The organism is Gammaproteobacteria bacterium (ex Lamellibrachia satsuma), from assembly GCA_019623805.1.
Lineage (GTDB): Bacteria > Pseudomonadota > Gammaproteobacteria > Chromatiales > Chromatiaceae > QGON01.
Map to the genome: position 1 here is coordinate 1,985,266 of CP053680.1, position 26,317 is coordinate 2,011,582.

Consider the following 26,317-nt stretch of genomic DNA (forward strand, 5'->3'; position numbering starts at 1 on the left):
GTTATAAGGGATAGAGAAGAGCAGAATAAGCTGCAGTCCATATGATGCAGCACACTAGCCGGGCAGGTTAAGCATACTTCGCACCTCGGCAGGTGTTGCTATCGGACGTCCCAAGGCATCAATGATTTTTCGTATGCGCGTTACCAGCATCGCGTTAGTTGCCAAGCAGGTACGATTTTCATCGAACCAGATGTTATCCTCTAAACCAATACGAATGCCGTCTGCTGCAACAGCGCCGATAGCGTTCATATTGAGTTGTGCATCTCCAATGCCGGTAACAGACCAGAAAGACTGCTCCGGCAGCTCGGAAACTATCAATCCCAAATGCAGTAATTTTGCTTGGGCTGCCGCTATATTTCCCAGTAAAATATTGAAATAATATGGCGGCTCAATTAATTCTTTGCGGATTAAATAGTGGGCGAAATTCACCATACCCAGGTCAAAGATTTCCATTTCTGGCTTAATGCCCCTGTCTTTCATGGTTTCCGCCAAGCGCATAATCATATTTGGGCTGTTGACACTGGCTTCCCTGTTAAAATTAACAGAACTCAATGTCAAACTTCCCATATCAGGTTTCGCAATACCGGTTAAATTTAGTACCTCAGATCGTTTTTCAAATTCATTAAAATTTCTTCCACTCGTAGTGGCAACGATCACCAGATCAGGATACTTTTCACGAATGGCAGGAATTATCTTTTCATAATAGGAATGCTTATAGGTAGGCAAACCTTCCTCGTTCCGCGCGTGCAAATGCACCATACTTACACCCAAAGGCACACATTCCAGAACATCTCTTACTATTTCATCCGGGTCTATCGGCACATGCGGCGTTTGAGATTTTATTGGAATCATGCCTGTTGGAGCCAGGTTGATAATCAATTTTTTCAATTCAGGTACGCCTCTTTTTCAGAATGGCTGCCGGCACACCGACAACCGTGCAACAATCTGGGACATCTTTTGTCACTACTGAACCTGCACCCACTACCGCGCCTTCTCCAATAGTACGCCCCAGCATAATTGTGGCGCCTGCACCGATAAAAGCGCCTTTCTTTAAGTGGACTGCACTACCAATTACTACTCCCGGCCCGATAAAAACATGGTCTTCAACAATAGCATCATGACTGATAATGGCGCCCAATCTGGCCGATACAAAGTTACCAATTTTAGTGCCACTACCGACCAGGCACCCTTGAGGCAAAATAATGCTTTCACCCACTTGCACATAATTCAAATCGACATCCGGATGAATCAGGCTCGCAAATTGACACCCTTGATTTTGTAAAAGCCCCGTAATTTTCTCACTTCTCGACCAGTGCCCGCAGACATTATTAAATACAAAACAACCTTCTGAAATCAATTTTTCCAACATATCCCGACCACCCAGCACAGGCACTTCGAAGTAGGAAGCCCCCTGCTTTTCAGGCGTGTCATCAAGAAAACCCTGTAGATCCCATGTTGCCTCTTTTTGATTGATTGCTCCAACTAATTTAATTAAATCGAAATAGGATGCACCAAAAATAATGAGTTTCTTCATCGTCCGCACCTAGTGTTTTTGGCATCACGAAATCCCCAGATATAATGGGACGCATCCGGGCCAGCATGAACCAACAGATCCAGAATGCTTACATTATGGCTGAACGGTGGATGCAACTGCTGGTACTCTGGGTAATCAGAGTAATCTTTGAAAACCAGCTTTATTCCCGCCTCATCAAACAAGGAAGGCTCGATATAGTTTTTTGCAGTAGGACCAGAGAGATAATGAGTGATTCCTGCTGCCTTGCATATTGCGATCAGACGTTCTGTTTTTATTCCGGTAACATTCAAGCTGCCTGCATTTATAAAGTCCGTTCGAATACCCAGATACTGTTGTGCAATTATTTTGATAACATGCTGATTCACTTGAGATAGATTATCCCACTCCTCCCCTAAAAATATTTCATTTATAAGGGCTTCAACATAGTGAAAGAATGGGGCTTTTCCATAGTGATGCTTGAGGCTTTTATAGTGCTCTTTTTGCCAGCGACGCTGGTTTATTTCGACATCCTGAATGAGGCGACTTCGCTTTGCACCAACAGGCACAGTCAACCACAGCGGCCCCCGTTTCGTTTTTATTAAGTTACGATTACGCCAATCCCGAGTAGTGAACTGCACATCGTCCATAAAAACAAATAGATCCACATCATGGACCATGTCAAAATATCCTTTCCATGGAAAGTAACTGGATTGGATAATTGCCCCTATTTTACTCATACTCAGATCTATATCATCCGTTCAAGGCACTTCGATTTTTCATATGAATCCTGGATGAAGCCTAAGCCTGCCAGATAGCCAATCACACTGGCCGCCGTTGAGGACATCTCAAGATTTCCATAGGTTGGCAGCAACACTCGCATAGTTTTGAATAACTGCCTCCATTCATTTTAACGTACACCGCTTTAAATCAAATATTTCGCCTTTTTTATATTCAAGAATTTCTACATCTTTTTGGTAGTGTTCGCGCATAAAAATAACCAAACGCTCCATTCTTTCTGCTGACCCTGAAATAAGAACATCGTCGTTTGTGCACATTGAATACTCGAAATTATTGATGCCGTACTCTTTAAGCGCATCCTGAACGTATGGCATCTTTGATGCCCAGCCAATGCTAACCATCTTTATTGAAGAGAGATCCTTCTCGCTCCTAAAAGGCAATACCAGTGACGTATAGCTAGGAAAGCCTGCAAAAAAAACATAGCCATGTTGATCATCAAGTAAATCATAATCCTGAATATAGTGCTCCAGGTTATACGACTTAATATGATTTCCTACATAGCCAAAGATCAGCATCACCATTGAAAAGAAGATGAATAGCCCTCGTGCAGCCTTGTTTATCTGCACCCCTTTTTCCTCAGAATAATAGTCCTTTAATACAAATACCATGCCTCCCATCAATATGTACATTCCAAGATATACGCGAAATGGAGGAATCTTTATAACAAATGAAATTATTAAAAATATCAGCGCAAAAGCACTTAACAAATAGATTGAGTGGTTGAAAAGACGGCCGCCAGAAAACACCATAGCTAACACAAGCAAATAGACAACATATTTATAATATTGATCATGTAATCGGTACAACCCGGCAATGACCTCTTTTATACTCTTTGCCAAATTCTTCTTCTTTGAAACTATCGGAAAAAATATTTTGTTATTTTTTTCAATATTGGCTAGAGAAAAAACCTCTTCGTTTGCAAACATCCAATTACGAAACATCAGGAAATCGTTCAGGCTCCAATAATCACCTGCGGCAGATGATAAGGCTGAATCAATCCTTTCTCTCTCTCCTTCACGCAAGGTGATAAGCGCATTATCCTGCATCCCTGAACGTAATTTGTTTATTTTTAATGCTACATTGTGCCCAGGGCTTTTCGCATAGAAATCTTTGTTTACCCGCTCACCAAAATATATAATTGCACTCAGAAGCAGCACTGAAACAATCGCACTGCGTAATATTCTTTTATCTGCACTTCCAGCATATCTCCTTAAAGCTATCGGAGTAATCAGTAGCATTCCAAAAACAAGCACCAACAATGCTGAATTCATTCTTATCAGGCTTGCAATAAATACTGAAATTACAAAATACACCAATCCTAAATAACACCACTTCCGGCTACCAGAGGTATAAGCCAATAGATAGGCAAGTACCAAAAGACCACTTGATGCGAGAAATACGGCTGTTACTGTAAATTGAGGCTGGTAAAAAAGTATGGGAAAAAAAGCAAGCGAGAAAAAGAAAAGCGCCAGTTTGATCTGATAGCTGTGATGTCGACCCTGACTAACAACCATAAACACGATCATTGCAATCGTGTTAAGCGTCGTAAAAAGCAGATCATACCAATGGACTGTCGGATAGTGGCTGTACAGCCACTTTAATACTACTCCATAAAGATAATTGATGAATAACAGATACTCGTTGGGTTCATAATTGTAAGCGAAGTATTTTCCACTCGCATTCAGCCTCATGGAGATATCATCATTTGTCATGTAGTACGGGGTAAACAGATAGTAACTGACAAATAAGACGACCGACGCTGTGATCAGTGCGAATATTGTCCGGTGTATCAAATCTTTCCTTTGATTAATCTGTCCCTGTAACATCATGACCTTTATCGATAAATAGTTCTAATCTAAATGTTAAGACCTACACTGATGGACCTTGTCAGGTCTGACGGTTAACAGCATGCTGATGACAACTGACTATGCTTGACACATAATCCACATTGATTGAACCTTATGTATGTTAGCAGACACCAACTCTTTAGTCGCCACACCCAAATTATTTCGAAGGCCGTAACACTGTGAATTCCGAACAAAGACTGCTAGTCCTCGGCGCCGGTCGCTACCAGCTTCGTTTAATCAAACAAGCTGAAAAACGAGGTATCCGCACCGTAATATCGGATTATCTTACAGATTCACCGGGGCGTGCCTTCTGCAGCTATCAAACCATGACCGATGTGATGGATATCGATGCTAACATCGCACTGGGGCGCGAGTTCGGAGTCGCCGGGGTCATCACTTCAGGCACCGATCAGGCATTGAATACCATGGCGTCAACCGCAGATGCCCTGCAGCTCCCCTGCTACCTCACACCTCAGGCAGCAAACATCTGCACCAACAAACAGGCAATGACTCAAGTGATGGAACAAGCGGGACTACCTCGTCCCCGCTCACTGATCGTCAGCCGAGAGAAGCCCATTCATGCCAAGGACATGCACCTTCACTACCCGGTGGTCATCAAACCAACTGATGCTCAGGGCCAGCGCGGCACCAGCATCATAGAGACACCGGACAGGTTCAGCAGCGCGATTGAGGCCGCTCTCGACGCCTCTCGTTGTGGCAACGCCATTATCGAAGAGTTCATCGTCGGTCCTGAGATCACCGTCTGCGCCTGGCTGCACAACGGAGATGCGACCCTTCTGACGGTGACGGACCGGGTGACCTATAATGCCCCGCCGGCTGTGGGCGTCTGCTTTCAGCACGTATTTCCCAGCCACCATGCGGCCCAGCTGACCAGGGAGATACGCACATTGATGGTCGACTTGGGCGCCGCCTACGGTGTCAGCCATGGCCCCCTATATGTGCAGATGATCGTCGGCCATGAGCAACTCTATTTCGTCGAGGGAAGCTGCCGGGTAGGGGGTGGTCACGAGGACAGCCTGATCCCGCTCGTCACCGGCATCAACATTACCGACCTCCTCATCGACCTGGCACTGACTGGCAGGGCCGCTCCCTTGGATTACAGTTTTGACCCGCAAAAGGTGAAGCACCACGCCCTAGTCAACTTCATCCTCGCCCGGCCAGGCAGCATTACAGCCCAGTCACTACCCAACCCCGATACGACCGAGGAACTGGTGGAGAACGGCTACTACTATCGGGAAGGATACGAGCAGAGGACAATCGTCAACGCCCTCGGACGGATCGGTTATTTTATCTGCACGGCCCCCGACCGGGAGACGCTGATGCAGCGGGCCAGAACCCTCTACGAGAACCACCATGTCTACGACGATACCGGCAAAGAAATGATCTTCTGGCCGGACGACCCGCACATGATTGGTCGCTAACTTTCAACGCCATGAAAATGGCTGATGGTATCGCTCCTCAAGCCCAGGCGCAGGGTTTCGACGCCGATGACCGTCTCTGGCGAGATGTTTCCCAAGTTTACATTTGCACCAAACTTCTCTACAAACCACGCCTGTTGATCTTTCAACGGTGCTTCCCAGAGTATGTCATCCGGTGATATATCCAGGGTCAGTTCATCCACAAGACCGGTGCGAATCTCCTTCGACTGACGGTAGAGACCCACAGTACCCGACTCTCGACCCTCGGCAATCACCTTCCAGGCCCCGGCTTCCAGTTCCTCGTTCATTGCCTTAACCCAAAGCCTCGGCGCCACAACCGTCAGGTCATCCTTACTGCCGAATTCAGACAGCACGATAAAACGCTCGGCAATGCTGCTGATCGCATCCAGCTTCTCCTGATGCTCGATATCAATGGAACCATCCGAGACCTCGATCATCTTTATGCCAAGGGCCTCTGCACGATCAAGCAGCTCAACAACTTTGTTCTGCAGGACAGCCAGCTCGAACAGCGTCCCCCCGAGGCAGACAGGAATACCCCAGCGGGTATAGAGGGCCAACTTCTCTTTCAGGCCAGGCGTGATAACGGAGGTACCCCAACCCAGCTTTACATAGTCGATATAGTCAACGGAGCCATCAAGGGTATTCTCCACCTGCTGCGGGGAGAGGCCGCTGTCCAACATCATGGTAATCCCGGCATTTCTGGGCTTGACCGATCGCTTCGGCAAATTGAACAGATCTCTCATTCGCTACTCTCCATCAAAGCAGCCGCAGCCGCATCCAATACTGCCAAACTGCAGCTCTTCTCCTGGTGGGCAATCCAGCCACTGAACTGTTCGGATTGCACTCCGCACTCTGCGAGCATCTCCTTGAGCTGTGTATTTCCAGCACCGCCGACAGTTTGTCGTGAAGCGACGATACTCTCTGGCTTGATCATCTCGCTGAGGCTCTTGTCATCCATATTCAGAGTTTTACCGGTGACGGCCATAGCCGCCTTATCAAGAATCTCTGCAGTCAAATCCGAGCCCGGCAGACTCGTCTCGATCATGCTGCGCACTGCCGCGCCTACAACATTGTGTGCGGTACGGTAATCGAGGCGGTATTCCATGACAATAAACTCCGCCACATCCGCCGCATAGGAGAAACCGGCCTTAACCCGTTGCAGAGTTGTCTCGCCATTTATCTCCATACCTTCTATAACCGCAGACATCAGGTCGACCGCCTCGATACTCTTCTGTAGGCTGCGAGGCAGCTCACCATAGATAAAAATACGGCTGTCGGGGTTGCCGCTGGCAATTTTTCCATAGGCGGCAAAACTCGGCAGTTTACCCAGCAATGAGCTTGCGACGCCGCGAATGTAGGCCAGGGGATAGGGATTCTTCTTCTGCGGCATGATAACGCTGGCCCGGCAGAGAGAGTCGGGAAGATCAACCATGCTGAACTCCGCCGTATTCCAGATCTGCAGCTCTTCCGCCAAACGGCTGAGGTTGGTCATGATGCTTAACAATAGACTCATCGTCTCTATCGGCGTATCAATCTGCCACATCGCATCCCGCGTGTGGGTCGCGATGCCGGCAAAACCAAGCAGCTCCCGCAGCCTTTCCCTATTCAGTGGCAACCGTGAACCATTGACGCTACCCGAACCAGCCGGCGACTGATTGATATTGTCAAAGGCTTGCATCAGCCGCTGCTGGTCACGCAGCAGGGGATAGAGAAAGGTCAACAGATAATGACCATAGCTGGTCGCCTGGGCATGATGCAGGTAGGTAAAATCAGGAATGATCGTTGCCGCATTCTGGCCTGCCTTTGCCACCATAATAGTCGCAAGGCGAATCAGGGCGCTACCAAGTTTTAACAGTCCTTCTCTGACTGCGATCAGATAACCGATATTTACCGCTTCGCGGCGGGGACGGCCAATATGCAGCCATCCAGCAACCTCTCCAATCTCCTTTTTGAGAGCGACATCCTTGCTGTTATAAACATCACCGTACGCAGGGTCTATGGGGAATTCCGCTACCGAAATCGCCTCCAGGACCTGCAATCCTCTGATCAATTCAGCACCAGGCTCCTGGGGAATAATCCCCTGCTCGATGAGCATAATGGCGTGAGCAAGATCCGCCTTGTGCAGCCCCGGCAGCAGAATATCCGCATCCTCGCAATCATGTTTATAGGCAGAGTTGATCAATATCTCCTGGGGTGTGGCAGCCAGTCTGCCACCCTCTCCGTAGTAATCTGACATCTTGGTAATCCGCTATCTCTCTGTTGAACCGGCAGGCACCGGATGTTTCTCTGCATAACAGGCCGCCTGCTGCCCGGCAATACGACCAAAGACAAAAATATCAAGTAGGGAGTTGCCCATCAGACGATCCTTGCCGTGCACTCCCCAAGTGGCCTCACCTGCAGCGAACAAGCCGCTGACCGTCGTACGGGTGTTTGCATCGATACGAATCCCGCCCAGGCTATAATGGGCTAAAGGGTAGACCAGCACAGGCAGCCGGGTAATGTCGTGACCTAACTCGAGCATCTCACGATAGAAGGCCGGGAACGACCGCATTGTATGCCCCGCTCCCTGTTTCCGATCAATTGCCGGTGTATCCAGCCAGACCCCCTTTCGACCATCCTCTGTAGTCACGCATCGTCCTCGCTGACACTCATTGACAATGGCATCACACACCTTGCGGCGAGTGGCCAGCGCATCGACAAAGGGTTTCATCTCGCTGTTCAAAAGCTCCGCACCTGCCGCTCGAACCACCTCGGGCACCGGTTTGCGCCGCAACGCTTTCGGCACCACGATGCCGGTGGGGTGGTACTGCATCAGATCAGGACTGGCCACCTCGGCACCGGCAGCCGTAGCCAATTGTAAACCGTCGGGAATCTCTGCCCCGCCGGGCAATTCCAACCCCGCTCGCTTCTCGCTGGGAATCGCCCCACCTGCAGCGATGATGATGGCAGCAGTCCGCAGGCAGTATCCTGCACCGTCCTGCAGGGTCAGCACATCGACTTCAAAAAATCCTCTCTGGGGTCGAATCGACCGCACTGCGGCATATTCCACCACTCTGACCCCATCTTTCTTCACCATCTCGGCCATCTGCGCCATAATGCGGTTTCCGCTGGCGTCACCACAAGAGAGAATCCTCGGCATGCTCAGGCCGCCTGCCCCCTGCAGCCGGTAGTCCGCCCCCTCCCGGTCAAATCTGACACCCTGCTGTTCCAGCCAGTCGATGGTGTTGGATGCACTGGAGGTGAGGATCTGCACCAGCTCGGGGTCATTGGCATTTTCTCCGGCCGCCATGGTATCTGCATAGTGCCGGGAGGTGGAGTCCGCGTCGCTCACCGCCGCCTGTATGCCGCCCTGCGCCCGAGCCGTTTTCGACTCCAGAAATCCGCCTCTGGTCAACATTACCACCCGGCTAATCCGCTGACTGGCTTCATGGGCTGCCGCGCAACCGGCCCCGCCTGAGCCGATGATTAACACATCACTAACCAGAGCATTTTCAATATGGCGATTAAAATCCGTTGGCTCAGACAATGCGGTTTGAACCCGTGACAACGCAGGAATCAGGAGAAACCATCATCTGACTCGCCCACCAAGCCCCTGTTGTAATCCCTGGTAACTTCCCTCACCACATAGATCGGACGCGCTTTGGTCTCATCAAACACCTTGCCTAGGTAGAGCCCGAGTATGCCCAGGTTGGCAAACAGCAGACCGCCAACAAAATAGATGGAGACAATAACGCTGGTCCAGCCCGCCACAGTGACTCCAAAGATAAAGTAGCGGGCCACCAGATAGAGGGCATAGAGCAGGGAGATCATGGCCATGAAAAAGCCGAAGGAGATCGACAGCTTCAGGGGTTTGTTCGACTCGGAGACAATGATGTTCAGGCCCATGCTCAGCAAGCGCCTGAAATTGTAACTGGAGCGTCCCTCCCTACGAGGCGCATGTTCAATATTGATGGAGGTCGCATGAAAACCGAGCCAGCGGATGGTCAGCTGCAGGGTACGGGTCTGCTCCCGCATGTTGTTGAAGGCCTCGATCACCTTGCGCTGGTAGATACCAAAGTTCGCCACTGCAGGGTCACTGTTGCTGTCGGTAAAGTAGTCCTGAATCTTGCGATAAAGACGTGCCGATAACACCTTGGCTGAGGAATCCTGACGACTTTCCCGACGGCCGAAAACCACTTCATAGCCCTCCATCGCCTTGGTGTAGAGTTTGGAGATCTCTGCTGGCTGATCCTGCAGGTCACAATCCATCACCACCACCCAGTCACCCCGGGCCAGCGCCAGGCCAGCGCGTATAGCCGCGTGCTGGCCAAAGTTACGCGACAGATCGACCCCACGGATGTGCGGGTCAGCCTCCGCCAACTGCTGTATGACCTCCCAGGCACCATCGGGGGAAGCGTCATTGACGAAGATGATCTCATACTCTTCGGTAATGGCGGCAAGACTTTCAGCCAGCTCGGCACAGAGCGCAGGCAGAATCGTCGCGCAACCGTAAACGGGGGAGACTACAGAAAGATGGGGCGATATCTTTGTCATAGACAACCGGGTTTTTCAGCATCCTGTAGAGAGCATGAGACAGATGCGAACAATGGTACAATCAAATCCAGACTGCCGCATCTTTGGATACTCGATCATCTTCTCACTATAGGGGCTGCCCCTCCTTAACGGACTAAACTCAGCAAGCACTCTGCCAGCCACCCCATCATGAAGCCGATTAAGCTGCCTAAATCCGTCAAGGCCACTGTTTCGATCACCCTGCTTGCCGGCCTGCTCTACCTGCTCGACTGGCAACGTTTGGCCAGTCTCGATTTCTATGCGCTGCTCTATATCTTTATCGGCATGGTCGGCACTCTCGGTCTCGACCTGTTTCTGGCGTTTCGTTGGCAACTGCTACTCAAGCAGAAAAGCGTCCAAGGACTGCCGCTGAGCACAGCCTACCAGGGTTATCTGTTCGGTGCCTTTTTCAACATCTTCATGCCCGGTGCTATCGGCGGCGACCTGATGCGCATCAACCACGCCATGTCGCATACAGGGATCAATCTGAAAACCTCCGGGCTGATCATCTTCATGGAACGGCTGTTCGGGGTCGGTGCCCTGTTAAGCCTGTTTGTTGTCGGTCTGCTGATAGGCGGCGCTGACCTGCCCCATATCGATTTCGGCCAGTATCAGATCCATCTGCTGATTGTTGCGGTTGCACTGCTGAGCCTGATAATCATCTTTGCCTCCCGCAGATTTCGACTGCCCCTGCACGCCGCCATCGCCGCCTTTCTGCTCAGTCTGCTGGCACAGGGCAGCGATGCCCTGCTCTCCTGGCTGATTCTCTCCTACCTGCTCCCGGACACCCCGTTCTTCTGGCTGCTGATCGCCATGCCGATAGCCTTCATCACCACCCTGTTGCCGATCTCTCTGGGGGGGCTTGGGGTCCGGGAAGGCACCCTGGTTGGTGTGCTGGCACTGTTCGGCGTAGATCCCTCCTCCGCCATCCTCTTCTCCTTCATGGTCTATCTCAGCAAGGTGCTGGTCGGTATGATTGGCGGTATCATTCTCAATCTCAGTCGAAGCAGCGAACAACTCCAGTCAAGATGACACAAGTAACCAGTGGACTACGCGCCATCCTCTCCCATGCCAGCGTCTACCAGTGGCTGCAGGATCTGCTGGGTAAAAAGAACCGGCATATCTTTGTTGATCAGTTTATTCGGGCGACGGCAGGCAACCGGCTGCTGGATGTCGGTTGCGGCACAGGCAATCTGCTCAACTATCTACCGGATGGTGTGAACTATGTGGGAATGGACCTCTCCAGCGACTACATCACCGCCGCCCGGAACGAACATGGTGAGAAGGGCCATTTTGTCTGTGCCGATGTCGCCGATCTGGACTACGAGGCACTGGGCAAACCCGACATTGTCGTTGCCAAAGGGCTGCTGCACCACCTCTCAGACGATGAGGTCCACGACCTGTTTGCCAGCATCGCCTCGGTGGCAAAACCCGAGACCCGCCTCGTCACCCTCGACCCTTGCTGCCTCGATGGCGGTAACCCGCTGGCCAATTGGGTCATATCCAGGGACCGGGGCCAGAATGTTCGTAAACCCGAAGCCTATAGGCAACTGGCAATGAAAAATTTCCAACAGGTCGATCTAGAAGTCCGTACCGACCTGCTGCGTATCCCTTACAGCCACGCCATTCTGCAGTGCAGTGGACCATTATGAATAACCCCATTCCCTTCAACCGCCCGGCCTGGGCCGGCAACGAAACCGAACTGATCGCCGAAGCCTTTGAAAACGGCTGGGTGGCTGGAGACGGCCCTTTCACCAAGCGGGTCCAGGCGATGCTGGAACTGCAGTTGATCGATACCGAGAAGGTGCTGCTGACCACCTCCTGCACCCATGCGCTGGAGATCGCCGCGATCCTGCTCAATCTGCAGCCGGGCGACGAGGTCATCGTGCCCTCCTATACCTTCGTCTCCACCGCGCTGGCCTTCCTGATGCATGGCGCAATCCCCGTGTTTGCCGACATCCGTCCCGACACCCTGAACATGGACGAGACCAAACTGGAGGCACTGATTACCGACAACACCCGCGCCATTGTGCCGGTCCACTACGCCGGTGTCGGCTGCGAGATGGATGAGATCATGGCCATCGCCAAGGCCCATAACCTGATCGTCATCGAGGACAACGCCCACGGCCTCTACGCCAAATACAAGGGCCGTCATCTGGGCACCATCGGTCACATGGCGACCCAGAGCTTCCATGAGACCAAGAACATCACCTGCGGCGAGGGTGGCGCCTTGATTATCAACGATCCGACCTATATCGAGCGGGCTGAGATCATCCGCGAGAAAGGCACCAACCGGGCGCGTTTCTTCCGTGGCCAGATCGATAAATACACTTGGGTGGACAGGGGGTCGAGCTATGTCATCTCCGACATTCTGAGCGCCTTCCTCTTCGGCCAGCTCTCCCACGTCGATTCGATTCAGGCCCGCCGCAAGCAGGTCTGGGAAAACTACCGTGAAGGGCTGACCGACTGGGCTACAGACTGGCGGATCGGCATGCCCTCCATCCCCGCCCATTGCGAGCAGGCCTACCATATGTTCTACCTGCTGATGCCGTCGCTGGAAGCACGCAGCGCCTTAATCCGGCATCTCAAGGCGCAGCAGATCTCCGCCGTCTTCCACTATCTGCCGCTGCACGACTCGGATATGGGACAGGCCGACGGACGTGCGCCCCTCGGCTGCCCGGTTACCCGGGATGTGGCCGACCGGCTGGTGCGCCTGCCTTTCTATACCGATATGGATGAGGCCAGCCAAAAGCGGGTGATAGAGGTAATCAAAACGTACCCAACCAGCGGGTGATTATCACAAGAGGCCGGAGTGACTCAGGAGCCCCAACGATCCATCAATGTGAAACGACCGCCCAGAAGGTTCTGAAGATAATCTTCAGGTCGAGCCATAAGCTGCGCTGCTCCACGTAAGAGACATAGTAGTCAAGCTTGATCGGCATGATCTCGTTGAGGTAGGTGGCAACCGGATCGTCCGCCCCCTCCAGCATGGCGTTCTCATTACGGAACTCGATGGACGCAAGATCGGTAATACCCGGGAGTACCGAGAGCACCTTATCGTGGATCTCTGCCGGGTAGTGGGCCACATACTCAGGCACCTCGGGACGTGGCCCCACCAGACTCATCTGCCCCATCACCACATTGAAGAGCTGGGGCAGTTCATCCAGCTTCGACTTGCGCAGGAGCTGCCCGCTGCGGGTGATGCGCGGATCGGCCCCCACTGTCACCTTCGGTCCCAGCTTCTCGGCATCGACTCTCATGCTGCGAAATTTCAGCAGTGCGAAAGAGACACCACCACGGCCCACCCGCTGCTGGCGAAACAGCACCGGCCCTGGACTATCGAGCCGCACCCAAAGAGCGATCACTGCCATCAACGGCAGCAACAACAACAGCCCCGGCAGAGTCAGTAGCAGATCGAAGAGACGCTTGGCTATCACCGGCAGGCATCCTGCAGAATTGCCGTTGCCGCCTCGATCACCCGTTGTTGGTCCCCGTCACTCATGGCCGGGAATAACGGCAGGCTGACACATTCAGCGAAGACCTGTTCAGCAACGGGAAAGTCGACGGCATCAAGCTGGTAAGTATCGCGCCAATAGGGGTGGCGATGGAGCGGGATAAAATGCACGCTGGTGCCTATGCCCCACTCAGCCATCAGTTCGATAAACTGGTCACGGTCGATGGTCAGCTCCCCCATCTGCAGACGCAGCACATAGAGGTGCCAGGCGTGGAGATCATCGGGGCGTTTAACAAACGGTAACCGCACCGACAGGTCGGCAAAAGCAGCATCGTAACGCTGCGCCATCAGCTCTCGCCGCTGACGGAAGGCCTCGGCCCGCCTCAGCTGATGCAATCCCAAAGAGGCGGCGATATCGGTCATATTGTATTTATAACCGGGCGCAATCACTTCGTAATACCAGGCGGGTTTATCTGAGGTATAACGGTCGAAGACATCCTTGCTGATACCGTGCAGGCGCATCACCTGCACCCGCTCGGCGATGGCATCGTCGTCAGTCACCACCATGCCGCCTTCACCGGTGGCTATGGTCTTGGTCACGTAGAAACTATAGACCGTGGCATCCCCCAGGGTGCCGATCCTGCGCCCTTTATAGGTCGCCGGCAGTGCATGGGCTGCATCCTCAACCAGCCTGACACCATACTGTTCAGCCAGCGCCAGCAGTTCATCCATCTCGCAGGCCTGGCCGGCAAAGTGGACCGGCATTATCGCCTTCACCTCCGGGTGGTTTTTCAAGGCATCTTCCACCTGATCCACCGAGATATTGAGGGTCTGTGGATCGATATCGACGAACAGCGGATCAGCCCCCAGGTAGCGGATCACTTCGGCCGTGGCGGTAAAGGTAAAGGTGGTGGTAATCACCTTATCGCCTGTACCTATGCCGATCGCCTCCAGGGCCAGGTGCAGACCGGCTGTAGCGGAGTTGACCGCGATAGCGTAGCGGGCACCGACAAATTCGGCAAAATCCGCCTCGAATCTCTTCGTCTTAGCGCCCGTGGTCCACCAGCCGGAGCGCAGGGTGTCCACCACCTCCTTGATCTCATCTTCACTGACGCTGGGCAGAGCAAAAGGCAGGAAATCGTCTCTGTTCATCCAATCAAAACCTGTTATTGGGGTGGGCGCGAAAAAATGGCGCCATCTTAAGCAAGCGCCCGTTGATTGTCATTTCTGCTCTTAGGTTCGTACTCAGCCGCAAGAAGAAATCTCATACCTCAATTGCAAGTAAGTGCTCCGTTGGCTGAGATCTCTCCCTGCGGTCGAGATGACAGAATTCAGCTTAGTTGAACCAGGGCCGCAACAGGGCAAGCGCATCCTCCACCCCGGTAGCAGGAGCGGGTTCTGGTCTTGGCGCTGCCAGCATCGACTCAATCGCCGATTTCAGCGGTTCCGGTCGCCACTCTGCCTGCGTCAATTGCCTGAACGGAATCCGCTCAGCCACCCAGTCAACCAGCCAGCGGCTCTCCGGCCACTCATTTCTCGCCGCCGAAAGCAATGGTAATCCATTCGCCGCCGCCTCGGTAAAGCTGTTGTAACCCGGCTTGGTGATCATCAGGTCGCAGGATGCCATCAGGTCGATGAATGCTATCCCCTCGGGAACGGTAAAAAAATCACAACGTGCCGCCTCAATAACCTCGGGCACCAGCCAGACCAGCCCTTCAAGCAGAGGGAGTGCGTCGGCAGCGACTACCCCGCTCACGCCCCCAAACTGCAATAGGCCGATACGACTCTCACTGGGCAGACCGAGACGCGCGATAATTTCTTCACGAAGCGGCTTGCCCCTGATTGCCAAGGAACCTATCGGATGGCTATTGGGCAGCCACGCCATCGGCATCGAGGGCGCAGGCCGCAAAAACAGATCAACCTGCTGATAGGCCCGCTTCATATCTCGCAGGCAATCGTCCAGGGGGAGAGCCGTCATTGGGCCTTCATGGAGGATATCAAACCAGGTCAGCGAGCAGAGCCCCACCGCGTGGATGCCCAGTTCCTTTGCCGCAACCAGAGGTAACCAAGGCACATCGGCGAGCAGAAGATCCGGCGCTGCCGACTCCAGTAAGGCCCTTTGCCGCATCAGCCTTTCAGCGGAATCCTGATGGAAAAACCGATAGGCTTCATGGGTGGCCTGCCAGTCGGCGGTCAATGGATTTTCCATCACCATGCCCACATCACAGGCCTCGGCCAGCAATTCGAAGGGACCGTCAATTCTACTGCGAATGAATTCCGCCGGCAGATCGCCCTGAATCACAACCTGAAGAACGGGTAGATCGCGTTGCAGTCCGTTGATCACCGGCGCGATCTGTGAGAGGTGTCCATAGCCGTGGGCGGAGACTGCAACGAAGAGTCGGGGCATCAACCTTCCATCTTCTGCAGACGGGCGCGGCTAAAGCCAGCCAGATAGACCGCCGTCAGAACGACATAGAAGCTGCCTTCCCCCCTGTCCATCAGGAAGGAGTTGAAGAGACAGCCTACAGCCATCGCCACCACCAAAGCCTGGGAGGATCCACGGAAGAGCGGATCAACCTGCGCGGAGAGGCGCCAGTGATTGTAGAGCAGCAGCAGGAAGAGCAGCAGACCCACCAGCCCCAGCTGCACGGTGATATTCAGATATTCATTGTGGGGATTATCGGACAACAACCCTAACCCCTTTTGCCGTGCCAGTTCGGCATACTCAACCGAAAAACTGCCGCTGCCCGTACCGATCATCAGATGACGGCCAATCAGCTCCAGTGAGTTGCCATACATCTCCAAACGATTACCCACCAGCTCGTGATCACGGGAATTGTCACTGAACGCGTCCAAACGCTGCAAGGTCAGATCAACCCGGCTGCTGAAGTTCTCTGAAAATTGGTAGGAAAGCAGACTGATCAACACAATAACCAGCCCTCCAGCAAGCAGACCGCGCCAGTTCAGATACTGCACGGCGGCCAACAGGATCAGCACCAGCAGAACCAGTTGGCCGGTGCGCCCACCTACCAGCAGCAGCACATTGATCAGCGCCAGACCAAGCAACAAACCCCAAAGCCAGCGCCATCGGCCGCTTTCCCTCATAAACCGGTCAAACAGTAGATAGGCGGTGAAGGCCATAAAGAAATTCTGTGCAATACGCCCTCTGAACACTGTGTTGGGGAACAACTTTGTAGCCTGGGGAATCAGGTCAGCATACATACCCCAAGAGGCGACCAGGGTAAGCAGCATCGCCAGCAGAAAGGCGTTGGCCGCACGCGTTTGCCAACGGCGGCTGTCGAGTAGCGAAATCAACAGGGGGATATAGAGCAGTTTGAGATACTTGCCCGATTTGTCCAACGCCTCATCCATCCCGGCACTGCTGTAGAGCAGCCCCAGAGCAAAAGCCAGCAGCAGCAGGACCGACCAGCGAGTCAGTGGATTTTCCCGCATCCCCCGCCATTTGTTGCTGTAGCCGCCGCCCAGTAGCCAGAAAATCAGCAGCAGGCCCATCGCGACGGTGAGCCATGCGGTGGGCATCGGCACACTAAAAGCGGCGAACACCGCCATGCCCCGGGCAGCCAGATCAAACCGCTGCTGCCATTGACGCCAAGTCATCATGATTCGTTCAAACACTCCTGGTAGGGGTCGCGAAATGGACCATGATAGAATCACTCCTCAATAAAGAGAAGCGCCAGACAAGGACATGCGAAAAAACATCATTCCTGCTCGATTCCAGTCCCAGGGCACGGCTCTGATTCACGACACTCTGATGGTGCCCATCGCCTGGACCCTTGCATTCTGGCTGAGGTACAACCTTGGCGTGCTGCCGGTTGAATTTTTCGATGAGGGCTTAAAGGCCCTGCTGGTCATTCTTCCGGTACAGCTTGGCGCATTTATCGCTTTCGGCCTCTACCGGGGAATCTGGCGTTTTGCCTCTCTGCCGGACCTTCTCAGAATCCTCAAAGCGGTTGCGGTTGGCAGCGCCATCGGCATGGCCCTGCTTTTTGTGATCACACGGGCAGAGGAGATACCCCGCTCCGTTCCCGTCATCTACACTCTTCTGCTGCTGCTGCTGCTCAGCGGCCCAAGAATGATCTACCGCTGGCTGAAGGACAACCGGCTCTCTCTCTCTTCCGGTCAGCGCGTACTTATCGTTGGCGCCGGAAAGGCGGGGGAGATGCTGGCCAGAGACATTCTGCGCAACCGCCACGACGCGTTTCAGCCCATGGCATTTGCGGACGACAACCCACGACACCATGGACGGGACATCCACGGCATACCCGTCGCCGGTGGCTGTGATGCCATCCCGGCATTAACCGAGCAATACGAAATCGACATCATCATGCTCGCCCTGCCGTCGGCCACTTCCTCACAAATGCGCCGGGTGGTCGAGTTTTGTGAACAGGCCCACATACCCTTCCAGGCGGTACCGCAACTCAACGATCTAATGTCCGGCAATGTACAGATCAACGACCTCCGTGAGGTCTCCATCGAGGATCTGCTGGGACGCGAACCGGTCTCGCTGGACTGGCCCGCCATCGATCGGGCCCTGTCGAACAAAACCGTGTTGATCACCGGCGGCGGCGGATCAATAGGCGCAGAACTCTGCCGTCAACTGGCCCGGCTAAAACCTACTCGGCTGGTGATCCTGGAGCAGAGTGAATTCAATCTCTACTCCATCGAGATGGAACTGCAGAAGGCTTTTCCCGATCTGGAACTGGAGTGCCACCTTGGCGACGTCACCGACCGTCCCTATGTCGATGATGTTTTCACCCGGCACCGCCCCGATGTCATCTTCCACGCAGCCGCCTACAAACACGTTCCCATGCTCGAACCCCAGCTTCGTCAGGCGATGCGTAATAATGTGCTCGGCACCCGTAATGTTGCTGAAGCGGCAGACCAGTTCAACTGCAGCGTCTTCGTGCTGGTCTCTACCGACAAGGCGGTCAACCCGGCCAACATCATGGGCGCCAGCAAGCGCGCGGCAGAGATCTTCTGCCAAAATCTCAATGCACACTCCAACACCCGGTTTATCACCACCCGTTTCGGTAACGTGCTCGGCTCAGCGGGTAGCGTGATTCCCCTCTTCCGCAAGCAGATTGCCGCGGGCGGGCCGGTCACGGTGACTGATCCCCGCATGGAGCGTTACTTCATGACTATCCCTGAGGCCTGCCAGCTAATCATGCAGACGGTGGTGCTTGGGGATGGCGGTGAGATCTTTGTGTTGGACATGGGCGAACCGGTGAAGATCAGCTATCTGGCTGAACAGATGATCCACCTATCCGGTAAAAAGCCGGGAGAGGATATCGAAATCGAGTATATTGGCCTGCGCCCGGGAGAGAAACTGTTCGAGGAGCTGTTCCACGAAAAAGAGGCGCTCGACAAGACCCGGCATGAAAAGGTGTTTCTGGCGCGCCACCGCAAGGTGGACTGGGACGGTCTCAATGAGACCATGAAAACGGTTACAGAAGCCTGTGAATCCATGGACATCTTGCAACTGGACAAGGCACTGCACTCTCTGGTGCCGGAGCACGGCCCCCAACCGAACGGGCAGTCCAGCAGCAACGGAGCGGATATCATCTATCTGAAAAAATAGCCGCCGCTCAGGGGATCTCGACCTTCGTCTCCGGGAGCGCCACCTGCAGCGCCTCTTTCAACGCCCGCTTGGCCTCGTCATCACCATGCACCAGACGCACCTCTGCGGGTCGCCTGCGCATACCTTTCACAAATCGCACCAGTGAATCCCTGTCGGCATGGGCCGAATAACCGTCCAGAGTATAGACACCTGCCCTGATGGTGTAGCGTTTCTCATCCAAAAAGACATAACCGCCTTCCGGCCCGTAGCGCTGAATGGCTCTTCCCGGCGTGCCTGCCGCCTGATACCCTACAAACACCACATCGGTACGGGAATCACCGATCAGCGCCTTGAGATAGTTGACGATTCGTCCCCCGCTGCACATGCCGCTGGCGGCCAGCACGATAGTCGGGCGGGCCGTCTTTTTCAGATAGTTGACGGCGGCCAGATGGTCCTGATGCTCTCTGATCGTTGTCATCTGCTCGAAACTGAGGGGATGACGGCCCTGCATGAGGCGGCGTTTTGCCTCCCGATCCCAGAACGGTTGCAGACGCCGGTAGACCTTGGTGAATTCACTGGCCAGCGGCGAGTCAACGATGACCTCCACATCATCCCAATCAATATTCCGACCCACCTTGCGGCCACGACACTGGTGGAAAGTCGCTTCCAGTTCATAGAGCAGCTCCTGGGTACGACCAATGCTGAAGGCGGGAAACAAGATCACACCCCGGTTTTCAAAACAGCGCTCCACCACCGCCTGCAGCCTATTACGGCGCTCCCGGCGCCCCTCGTGCAAACGATCGCCATAGGTGCTTTCCAGCACCAGCAGATCGGCTGAATAGGGAGGCTTTGGGGCGGGCAGCAGAGGTGCATAGGGGGCGCCCAGGTCTCCTGAAAAGATGATCTTCTTTTGCTCGCCGGCAACCTTGGCCAGACATTCGATATAGGCGGAGCCAAGAATATGTCCGGCAGGCTGGAAACGAATCTTCAGGGAAACCCCGGTGGAGGCAGGCAGAACCACTACCCACTGAGCATATCCAAGGGGTTTGAGTCTCTTTTTGATGCGTTTGAGGAAACGGCGGATCAACCCTTCGTTACGGGTAACACCAATTCGCAACGCATCTTCTAGCACCAGGGGCAGCAGTTCTGCGGTGGGTTCGGAGCAGTAGATCGGCCCATCGAATCCTGCCCCGATCAGCCAGGGAATGCGCCCGACATGGTCGATGTGGCAATGCGTCACCAGCAGCGCACGCACCTGGCGGATGTCGAAGTCAATCTCCAGCTGATCCGCGTGGGCACCACCGGGGGAGGCCTCTTCCCCCTGAAACAGGCCACAGTCGATGAGTACGCTGTTTCCAGCACCGACAAACAGTTCGTGGCAGGAACCGGTAACGCCTGTCACCGCTCCGTGGTGAATGATCTGAAACTCGTCCATGTGTGAAATCAGCGAACCAGGCCAGCCTCCACCTCATCCCGTTTGGCCTTGCCTTCAAGTGCTTCGATCAGCGCAAGGGAGAAGTCCATTGCCGTACCCGGCCCGCGGGAGGTGATTACCTTTCCGTCCGCAATCACCGGCCGCAGGTTCACATCCACGCCCGGCAGATCCATCCCGTCCAGCACACCGGGATAGCTGGTGGCGGAACGGCCCTCCAGCAGTCCGGCACTGGCCAACACCTTGGGGGCGGCGCAGATTGCCGCGGTGTACCTCCCCTCCCCCGCAAGGCGCTGCAGCAGACGGTGAATACGCGGATCCTGATCCAGATAGTCTGCACCGGGCAATCCGCCGGGCAGTACGATCATATCGAACGACTCATCCACAACGGCGTCGAGGGTGGTGTCAGGCAGGAGGGTCAAGCCTTTAGAGGCCTTGACCGGTTGATCGTCGAGGCCTGCCGTCACCACTTCCACCCCGGCACGGGTCAGTAGATCGGTGATGGTGGCGGCTTCGAGTTCTTCACAGCCTTGGGCGAGGGGGACGAGGACGCGTGCCATAATCTTCTCTCCTGGTTTGTCAGATGCGAGGCCGGCACAAGCTGTACCCCCTCGTGTTCGAGCAACGGTAACATCTCCGCCAGAATCTCCAGGGTCTCCGGATGCGGATGACCGATGCCGACGGCACTGCCGTCTCTCTTTGCCAGACGAATCAGGTTTTGGAACTGCATCCGGATCGCCTCCGGATCCCGTTCGTTGTCGAGAAAGACGTTGCGCCGCGTGACGGCCACCAGATTCTCCCTGGCCACCGCTTCAGCCTGGGTCTGGTCGGTGGTGCGGCTGTCGACAAAAAAGAGCGCCGAATCTCTGAGCGCAGCCATCAGCCAACGCATCGTCTCCGCATCACTGGTCATTCGGCTGCCCATGTGGTTGTTGATGCCGGCCACATACGGGATCGATGCTATGTCCTCAGCGAGTGTCAGGACAAAGGCATCACGCTCCATATCCATCGTCAGACCACCCGCGCCCAGCGGATAGTTTTCGTTCGACTCCATCGGCAGATGAAGCATCACCTCTCTCTCAGTAGCGTGGGCGATGCCGGCCTGCACTTTGGCAAACGGGGTGTGGGGCAGGAACGAGTAAGTGATGGCGCCCGGCAAGGCCAGTGCTGCCTCGCCGGCTTCACGCCGGTTGCCCATATCATCGATAATCAGCGCGATATAGGCGGGGGATCTCCCGATCCCCTCTGCATCATCCGCCTGAGCCCCCGGCACGAGAATGGCGGCAACCCCCAGCAACAGGAGTGAACATGTTTGCCGGAGACCGCTCATCAGCCTGCCTTACGTTTTTGCAGTATCGTCAACCCTTTCAACAGGTTGAGCGCTTCACTAAGCTGGTAGTCCCGGGCCGCCAAAGAGCCCTTATTCTCTTTGTCGTCCTTATTCTCCCCTGTCTGTTTTGTTGCTTTCCCATTGCCGTTTTCCAGGTGGCCGGAAAGGTCCGCCTCTTTCAACGGTTTCACACCATTGCCTTTCGACGCGGATACCTCCACATCCTCCAGTTCGATGTCGGGCTTGATGCCCTCCGCCTGGATGGATCGGCCTGAAGGGGTAAAATATCGCGCAGTGGTCATTTTCACTGCTGTGTGTTGATTGATCGGGATAATGGTCTGCACCGAGCCCTTGCCAAAGGTCTGCTTGCCCATGATTACCGCACGGTTATGATCCTGCAGCGCACCGGCAACGATTTCCGAGGCCGACGCAGATCCGGAGTTGACCAAGACCACGATGGGTGCGCCCTTGAGCACATCGTCCGGCGCAGCCTCAAAGCGCAATGCCGAGTCGCTCACCCTGCCTTCGGTATAGACGATCAGCCCCTGTTCCAGAAAAGCATCGCTTACTGACACCGCCGCATTGAGTACACCGCCGGGGTTATTGCGCAGATCGAGTACCAATCCCTTCAACCCTTCCTTGGCAGACTCATCCAGCTTGCGTACCGCCTTCAGCATGTCATCGGTGGTATGCGACTGAAACTGGGAGATGCGCACATAAGCAAAGCGCTCATCCAGCAGTCGGCTCTTGACGCTGGTCACCTTGATGACCGCACGCACCACCGCGATCTTCAGGGGCTTTTCGGCCCCTTTCCGGGCAATTGTCAGGACAAGGCTGCTACCGGGTTTGCCGCGCATCAGGTTGACGGCCTCGTTCAGGGACAACCCCTTCACCGGCGTATCATCCAGTCGCACAATCAGGTCACCGGCAAGCACGCCCGCCCGCTGTGCCGGGGTATCGTCGATGGGAGAGATAACCTTGATGAAGCCATCCTCCATGCCCACCTCTATGCCGAGACCACCGAATTCACCACTGGTGCCGACCCGCAGCTCTTTGTACTCCTCTTCATTGAGGTAACTTGAATGGGGATCAAGATCAGAGAGCATGCCGCGTATCGCACTCTCCAGCAGTATCTTGTCTTCCACTGGCTCTACGTAGCTGGCCTTGATGCGGCCAAAGATGTCGGCAAAGGTGCGCAGCTCCTGCAGCGGCAACTCGGCTGCCTCCTTTTCCGGTTGAGCAGCAGCATATCCCGCCACCGATAACCCCATCCCGAAAACAGCACCGAAGCTTAGTACAAAAAAGTTGTGAAACGAAAACTTCATCCCATTTTTCCTGCAAACATCGCCCTCTGGCGATAATAATTCAATAGTCGGTTCAGACTGATTAAGACCGCTTCCACATAACATAGTGCACTTTGGACTTTGTGGTAAGCATGTAGGAAGTGGTGAGCTTGCGAACCCATCCTACACCCTATCGTTTACGGCGTGTGAGCGAACCACGCTGACTCGCTTGCCTTTGGTACGCCTGCACCACTTCTTCGGGTTCACCGCCGCGCCATTACGACGAATGCCAAAGTAGACCCCTGACGTGCTGCGGCCACCACTGCTACCCACCAACGCCACCACCTCTCCCGGTTCTACCCACTCGCCCGTCTCCTTAAACAGACTCTGGTTGTGACCGTAGAGGCTCATATAACCGTCACCGTGATCGACAATCAGCAGCAGTCCAAAACCCCGCAGCCAATCAGCAAAGGCCACGCGCCCATAGTGCACCGCCTTGACCTCCCGCCCCTCGGGCGCAGATATCAGCACACCGTCCCAGCGTAATTTTCCAACCTTCCTGGGAGAACCGAAACTGGCCGCCAATCTGCCTTTTGAGGGCCAGGGCAGGCGGCCTTTAAGTTTACCGAACGGCTTATGCGCAAGGCGCTCCATCGGAATGTCCGCCAACGCCTCCTGAATATTCGCCAGTAGAGATGAGAGTTGCTTCTCATTGGTCTTAAGCTGATCCAGCTCCTGTCCCTTATTGCGAAGGCGCACATTGAGCGCAGCTATCACCCGCTCCCGGCCAACCCGAGTCCGCTCCAATTGCTCTCGCTCCGCCGCCTCCCTGGCCTGCAGTTGTTGCAGTCGCTGCTCCTCTTCTGAGAGTGCCTGCTCGATTTTGGCCAGACGCTGCAGACTGTCGCGAATCAGGTTCATGCGGGCCAGGCGCGCATCGTTGAGGTAATCGTAATACACCATCACCCGGCTGACCACGGCGGGATCCTGCTGATTCAACAGGATCTTTACCTTCTCCTGCCTTCCCATGACGTAGGCGGCCCGAATCTGCTGCTCCATCGTCTGGCGGTGAAAATCGAGTTGCAGTCGGGCATCGGCCCGCTCCTGTTCCAACTCCGCCATGCGCTGACGCTGGCGATCGAGACTCACGGCGATGACCCGGACACGTCTGGCCAGATCGCCGATACGCTCTTCGGTCTCCCGCAGTGCGCTGTTATACCCCTGGCGCTCACCCTCCGCCGACTGCAACTGAGTCTGTAGTTGCTTAATACGGGCCTTGACCCGGGCCAGCTCCTCACTCTTTTGCTGCAGTTGCGCTTTTTCAGCCGCTACGGAGACGCCAGGTATCGCTGCGCACAGCACCAATGCCAGCAGCGTGGCGCCGGCGCGCTGGATCACTCCGCCTCTTCCTCAAATCTGATCAGCGCATGCCCCTTCATTTCACCTGGCTGGTCCAGTCCCATCAGTTTCAGCAGGGTCGGTGCGATGTCGCACAGGGCGCCACTCTCGTCCAGCGTCCCCTCCCGGCCGACATAGATCAAAGGCACCGGATTGAGCGTGTGGGCGGTATGGGGCTGGTGGTGGGCAAAATCCTCCATCTGCTCCGCATTGCCGTGATCGGCCGTAATCAGAACCTCTCCGCCCGCTTTGTGCAGGGCTTTCCTCACACGCCCAAGACAGTGATCGATGGTCTCGATTGCCTGCTCCGCCGCCTCCTGAATACCGGTATGGCCCACCATGTCGGAGTTGGCAAAGTTACAGATGATGACGTCATATTTGCCGCCTTTGATCGCCTCCACCAGATGGTCGGTCACCTCCTCCGCACTCATCTCCGGCTTCTCGTCATAGGTCGCCACTCTGGGTGAGGGCACCAGAATGCGGTCCTCTCCTTCAAACGGCTCTTCACGGCCACCATTGAAGAAGAAGGTGACATGAGCATATTTCTCCGTCTCAGCCAACCTCAACTGGCGCATGCCCTGCTTTGCGATGTACTCGCCGAATCCGTTCTTGAGCCGCTCGGGTGGGAAGGCGACGGGGATTTCGAAGCCTTTGTGGTACTGCGTCAGACTGACAAAAGCACCAAGCGGCGCCCAGGCCTTGCGCTCAAAATCGGCAAAATCCTCCTCGATAAACGGGCGCGTCAACTGTCGCGCACGATCTGAGCGGTAGTTGAGGAAGAACACCACGTCATCCTCTTCGATCCCCACCGGGGATCCGCCCTCGGGCACAATCGCAGTGGGTTTGACGAACTCATCGGTTTCACCACGTGCATAGGCTTGCAGCAACCCTTCACAGGCGTCCGTCGCGCTGTAATCAGCCATTCCCTGGGTCAGCAGATCATAAGCGACCTCTGTCCTGCACCAGCGGTTATCGCGGTCCATCGCGTAGTATCGACCCACGATACTGGCAGTCCGGCCGGCGCCCAATTCGGCGAAGACATCGTTCATCGCCTTCAATGATGCCTCGGCGCTTTTTGGCGGCCTGTCACGCCCATCCAGGAAGGCATGCAGATAAACCTTCTTTACACCCCGCTCAACCGCCAGTTTCACCATCGCGTGAATATGCTCTTCATGACTGTGCACACCACCGGGCGAGAGCAGACCGAGGATATGCACCGCCTTGTCCGTCTCTACAGCCTTGTCCACCGCGCTGGTGAGAGTCTGGTTGGAGAAGAAGGAACCGGTGCGAATGGAGCGGCTGACCCGGGTAAACTCCTGGTAGACCACCCGGCCAGCTCCCAGGTTCAGATGACCCACTTCGGAGTTGCCCATCTGCCCGCCAGGCAGACCGACCGCGGCGCCGGAGGTGTGAATCAGGGTATGGGGATACTCTTTCCACAGCCGGTCCCAAACCGGTGTGCTGGCCGCAACTATTGCGTTTGCACTCTCGTCTTCTCTATATCCCCAGCCGTCCAATATGAGAAGGACGACAGGTTTTGGCTTATCCGTCATGACAACTCTCTTAACTTCTCTTTCGCTCTGCAACGGGAAGTCTACCCCATCAGATTGCTTATAAACCTTTGCATTAAAACACTTTTCAAATTTTCAGGCCAGAATGGCCCATCCGGACAT

At 54.7% G+C, this 26,317-nt stretch carries 23 protein-coding genes; 5 read left to right on the top strand and 18 right to left on the bottom strand.

Annotated elements, in window-relative coordinates; genetic code table 11:
* Window positions 1-54: 54 nt before the first annotated feature.
* The 4 genes from HPY30_08490 to HPY30_08505 all read right to left on the bottom strand — a co-directional run bounded on the left by HPY30_08490 (window position 55) and on the right by HPY30_08505 (window position 4,002).
* On the bottom strand, window positions 55-852 hold the full coding sequence (locus HPY30_08490; protein ID QYZ67966.1) for a 3-keto-5-aminohexanoate cleavage protein: 798 nt from the start codon (window positions 850-852) through the stop codon (window positions 55-57).
* 37 nt (window positions 853-889) lie between these two features.
* A complete protein-coding gene (locus HPY30_08495) occupies window positions 890-1,534 on the bottom strand; it encodes a NeuD/PglB/VioB family sugar acetyltransferase (GenBank protein QYZ66023.1) in 645 nt (214 codons plus the stop codon).
* Window positions 1,531-2,250: a WbqC family protein gene (locus HPY30_08500; GenBank protein ID QYZ66024.1), complete on the bottom strand. Its 720-nt coding sequence runs from the start codon at window positions 2,248-2,250 to the stop codon at window positions 1,531-1,533. The genes HPY30_08495 and HPY30_08500 overlap by 4 nt, the downstream gene beginning before the upstream one ends.
* Window positions 2,251-2,415: 165 nt before the next feature.
* Window positions 2,416-4,002 (bottom strand): hypothetical protein, encoded by a 1,587-nt coding sequence (locus HPY30_08505; protein QYZ66025.1) that lies wholly within the window; start codon window positions 4,000-4,002, stop codon window positions 2,416-2,418.
* 335 nt (window positions 4,003-4,337) lie between these two features.
* Here HPY30_08505 and HPY30_08510 point away from each other — a divergent pair, with 335 nt between their 5' ends.
* Window positions 4,338-5,600: an ATP-grasp domain-containing protein gene (locus tag HPY30_08510; protein ID QYZ66026.1), complete on the top strand. Its 1,263-nt coding sequence runs from the start codon at window positions 4,338-4,340 to the stop codon at window positions 5,598-5,600.
* On the opposite strand, the gene HPY30_08515 is transcribed toward HPY30_08510, so the two are convergent.
* The 4 genes from HPY30_08515 to HPY30_08530 all read right to left on the bottom strand — a co-directional run bounded on the left by HPY30_08515 (window position 5,597) and on the right by HPY30_08530 (window position 10,151).
* The gene (locus HPY30_08515; protein ID QYZ66027.1) at window positions 5,597-6,361 is read right to left on the bottom strand and encodes a phosphosulfolactate synthase; all 765 of its coding nucleotides are present in this window, start codon (window positions 6,359-6,361) and stop codon (window positions 5,597-5,599) included. The genes HPY30_08510 and HPY30_08515 overlap by 4 nt on opposite strands.
* Window positions 6,358-7,854 (bottom strand): argininosuccinate lyase, encoded by a 1,497-nt coding sequence (gene argH, locus HPY30_08520; protein ID QYZ66028.1) that lies wholly within the window; start codon window positions 7,852-7,854, stop codon window positions 6,358-6,360. Before argH ends, HPY30_08515 begins: the two co-directional genes overlap by 4 nt.
* Window positions 7,855-7,866: 12 nt before the next feature.
* Entirely contained in the window at window positions 7,867-9,090 is a 1,224-nt protein-coding gene (locus tag HPY30_08525; GenBank protein ID QYZ66029.1) for an FAD-dependent oxidoreductase, read from the bottom strand.
* A gap of 83 nt (window positions 9,091-9,173) precedes the next feature.
* Window positions 9,174-10,151, bottom strand: coding sequence for a glycosyltransferase family 2 protein (locus tag HPY30_08530; protein QYZ66030.1), 978 nt, complete (start codon window positions 10,149-10,151; stop codon window positions 9,174-9,176).
* A 168-nt stretch (window positions 10,152-10,319) separates the two neighbouring features.
* On the opposite strand from HPY30_08530, the gene HPY30_08535 reads away from it, so the two are divergent.
* The 3 genes from HPY30_08535 to rffA are packed head-to-tail and all read left to right on the top strand — an operon-like array spanning window position 10,320 to window position 12,963.
* The gene (locus HPY30_08535) at window positions 10,320-11,201 is read left to right on the top strand and encodes a flippase-like domain-containing protein (GenBank protein ID QYZ66031.1); all 882 of its coding nucleotides are present in this window, start codon (window positions 10,320-10,322) and stop codon (window positions 11,199-11,201) included.
* Window positions 11,198-11,821, top strand: a complete 624-nt coding sequence (locus HPY30_08540) for a class I SAM-dependent methyltransferase (protein QYZ66032.1) — start codon at window positions 11,198-11,200, stop codon at window positions 11,819-11,821. Before HPY30_08535 ends, HPY30_08540 begins: the two co-directional genes overlap by 4 nt.
* Window positions 11,818-12,963: a dTDP-4-amino-4,6-dideoxygalactose transaminase gene (rffA, locus tag HPY30_08545; protein QYZ66033.1), complete on the top strand. Its 1,146-nt coding sequence runs from the start codon at window positions 11,818-11,820 to the stop codon at window positions 12,961-12,963. Before HPY30_08540 ends, rffA begins: the two co-directional genes overlap by 4 nt.
* Window positions 12,964-13,006: 43 nt before the next feature.
* On the opposite strand, the gene HPY30_08550 is transcribed toward rffA, so the two are convergent.
* The 4 genes from HPY30_08550 to HPY30_08565 all read right to left on the bottom strand — a co-directional run bounded on the left by HPY30_08550 (window position 13,007) and on the right by HPY30_08565 (window position 17,244).
* Entirely contained in the window at window positions 13,007-13,603 is a 597-nt protein-coding gene (locus HPY30_08550) for a sugar transferase (GenBank protein QYZ67967.1), read from the bottom strand.
* Window positions 13,603-14,775 (bottom strand): DegT/DnrJ/EryC1/StrS family aminotransferase, encoded by a 1,173-nt coding sequence (locus HPY30_08555; GenBank protein ID QYZ66034.1) that lies wholly within the window; start codon window positions 14,773-14,775, stop codon window positions 13,603-13,605. The genes HPY30_08550 and HPY30_08555 overlap by 1 nt, the downstream gene beginning before the upstream one ends.
* A gap of 184 nt (window positions 14,776-14,959) precedes the next feature.
* Window positions 14,960-16,030 (bottom strand): hypothetical protein, encoded by a 1,071-nt coding sequence (locus HPY30_08560; protein QYZ66035.1) that lies wholly within the window; start codon window positions 16,028-16,030, stop codon window positions 14,960-14,962.
* Window positions 16,030-17,244 carry an O-antigen ligase family protein gene (locus HPY30_08565; protein ID QYZ66036.1) on the bottom strand — a complete coding sequence of 405 codons (1,215 nt, stop codon included), beginning with the start codon at window positions 17,242-17,244 and terminating at the stop codon, window positions 16,030-16,032. The genes HPY30_08560 and HPY30_08565 overlap by 1 nt, the downstream gene beginning before the upstream one ends.
* Window positions 17,245-17,329: 85 nt before the next feature.
* Between HPY30_08565 and HPY30_08570 the strand changes: the two genes are divergently transcribed.
* Window positions 17,330-19,222 carry a polysaccharide biosynthesis protein gene (locus HPY30_08570; GenBank protein ID QYZ66037.1) on the top strand — a complete coding sequence of 631 codons (1,893 nt, stop codon included), beginning with the start codon at window positions 17,330-17,332 and terminating at the stop codon, window positions 19,220-19,222.
* Between the two features lie 7 nt (window positions 19,223-19,229).
* Here the strand turns inward: HPY30_08570 and HPY30_08575 are convergent, their stop codons facing one another.
* The 6 genes from HPY30_08575 to HPY30_08600 all read right to left on the bottom strand — a co-directional run bounded on the left by HPY30_08575 (window position 19,230) and on the right by HPY30_08600 (window position 26,197).
* The gene (locus HPY30_08575; protein ID QYZ66038.1) at window positions 19,230-20,636 is read right to left on the bottom strand and encodes an MBL fold metallo-hydrolase; all 1,407 of its coding nucleotides are present in this window, start codon (window positions 20,634-20,636) and stop codon (window positions 19,230-19,232) included.
* Between the two features lie 8 nt (window positions 20,637-20,644).
* Complete coding sequence (locus tag HPY30_08580) at window positions 20,645-21,193, bottom strand: DJ-1/PfpI family protein (GenBank protein QYZ66039.1); 549 nt, start codon at window positions 21,191-21,193, stop codon at window positions 20,645-20,647.
* Window positions 21,121-21,963, bottom strand: coding sequence for a divergent polysaccharide deacetylase family protein (locus HPY30_08585; GenBank protein QYZ66040.1), 843 nt, complete (start codon window positions 21,961-21,963; stop codon window positions 21,121-21,123). Before HPY30_08585 ends, HPY30_08580 begins: the two co-directional genes overlap by 73 nt.
* Window positions 21,963-23,288, bottom strand: a complete 1,326-nt coding sequence (locus HPY30_08590) for a S41 family peptidase (protein QYZ66041.1) — start codon at window positions 23,286-23,288, stop codon at window positions 21,963-21,965. The genes HPY30_08585 and HPY30_08590 overlap by 1 nt, the downstream gene beginning before the upstream one ends.
* A gap of 141 nt (window positions 23,289-23,429) precedes the next feature.
* Window positions 23,430-24,644: a peptidoglycan DD-metalloendopeptidase family protein gene (locus tag HPY30_08595; protein QYZ66042.1), complete on the bottom strand. Its 1,215-nt coding sequence runs from the start codon at window positions 24,642-24,644 to the stop codon at window positions 23,430-23,432.
* Window positions 24,641-26,197, bottom strand: coding sequence for a 2,3-bisphosphoglycerate-independent phosphoglycerate mutase (locus HPY30_08600; protein QYZ66043.1), 1,557 nt, complete (start codon window positions 26,195-26,197; stop codon window positions 24,641-24,643). Before HPY30_08600 ends, HPY30_08595 begins: the two co-directional genes overlap by 4 nt.
* Between the last annotated feature and the right edge of the window lie 120 nt (window positions 26,198-26,317).

Coding starts and splice junctions, on each gene's coding strand:
- HPY30_08585 (QYZ66040.1), bottom strand. CDS start 21,963: ATGAGCGGTCTCCGGCAAACATGTTCACTCCTGTTGCTGGGGGTTGCC.
- HPY30_08570 (QYZ66037.1), top strand. CDS start 17,330: ATGCGAAAAAACATCATTCCTGCTCGATTCCAGTCCCAGGGCACGGCT.
- HPY30_08560 (QYZ66035.1), bottom strand. CDS start 16,030: ATGCCCCGACTCTTCGTTGCAGTCTCCGCCCACGGCTATGGACACCTC.
- HPY30_08540 (QYZ66032.1), top strand. CDS start 11,198: ATGACACAAGTAACCAGTGGACTACGCGCCATCCTCTCCCATGCCAGC.
- HPY30_08535 (QYZ66031.1), top strand. CDS start 10,320: ATGAAGCCGATTAAGCTGCCTAAATCCGTCAAGGCCACTGTTTCGATC.
- HPY30_08580 (QYZ66039.1), bottom strand. CDS start 21,193: ATGGCACGCGTCCTCGTCCCCCTCGCCCAAGGCTGTGAAGAACTCGAA.
- HPY30_08490 (QYZ67966.1), bottom strand. CDS start 852: ATGATTCCAATAAAATCTCAAACGCCGCATGTGCCGATAGACCCGGAT.
- HPY30_08600 (QYZ66043.1), bottom strand. CDS start 26,197: ATGACGGATAAGCCAAAACCTGTCGTCCTTCTCATATTGGACGGCTGG.
- argH (QYZ66028.1), bottom strand. CDS start 7,854: ATGTCAGATTACTACGGAGAGGGTGGCAGACTGGCTGCCACACCCCAG.
- HPY30_08555 (QYZ66034.1), bottom strand. CDS start 14,775: ATGAACAGAGACGATTTCCTGCCTTTTGCTCTGCCCAGCGTCAGTGAA.
- HPY30_08590 (QYZ66041.1), bottom strand. CDS start 23,288: ATGAAGTTTTCGTTTCACAACTTTTTTGTACTAAGCTTCGGTGCTGTT.
- HPY30_08495 (QYZ66023.1), bottom strand. CDS start 1,534: ATGAAGAAACTCATTATTTTTGGTGCATCCTATTTCGATTTAATTAAA.
- rffA (QYZ66033.1), top strand. CDS start 11,818: ATGAATAACCCCATTCCCTTCAACCGCCCGGCCTGGGCCGGCAACGAA.
- HPY30_08575 (QYZ66038.1), bottom strand. CDS start 20,636: ATGGACGAGTTTCAGATCATTCACCACGGAGCGGTGACAGGCGTTACC.
- HPY30_08530 (QYZ66030.1), bottom strand. CDS start 10,151: ATGACAAAGATATCGCCCCATCTTTCTGTAGTCTCCCCCGTTTACGGT.
- HPY30_08565 (QYZ66036.1), bottom strand. CDS start 17,244: ATGATGACTTGGCGTCAATGGCAGCAGCGGTTTGATCTGGCTGCCCGG.
- HPY30_08515 (QYZ66027.1), bottom strand. CDS start 6,361: ATGAGAGATCTGTTCAATTTGCCGAAGCGATCGGTCAAGCCCAGAAAT.
- HPY30_08505 (QYZ66025.1), bottom strand. CDS start 4,002: ATGAGGCTGAATGCGAGTGGAAAATACTTCGCTTACAATTATGAACCC.
- HPY30_08500 (QYZ66024.1), bottom strand. CDS start 2,250: ATGAGTAAAATAGGGGCAATTATCCAATCCAGTTACTTTCCATGGAAA.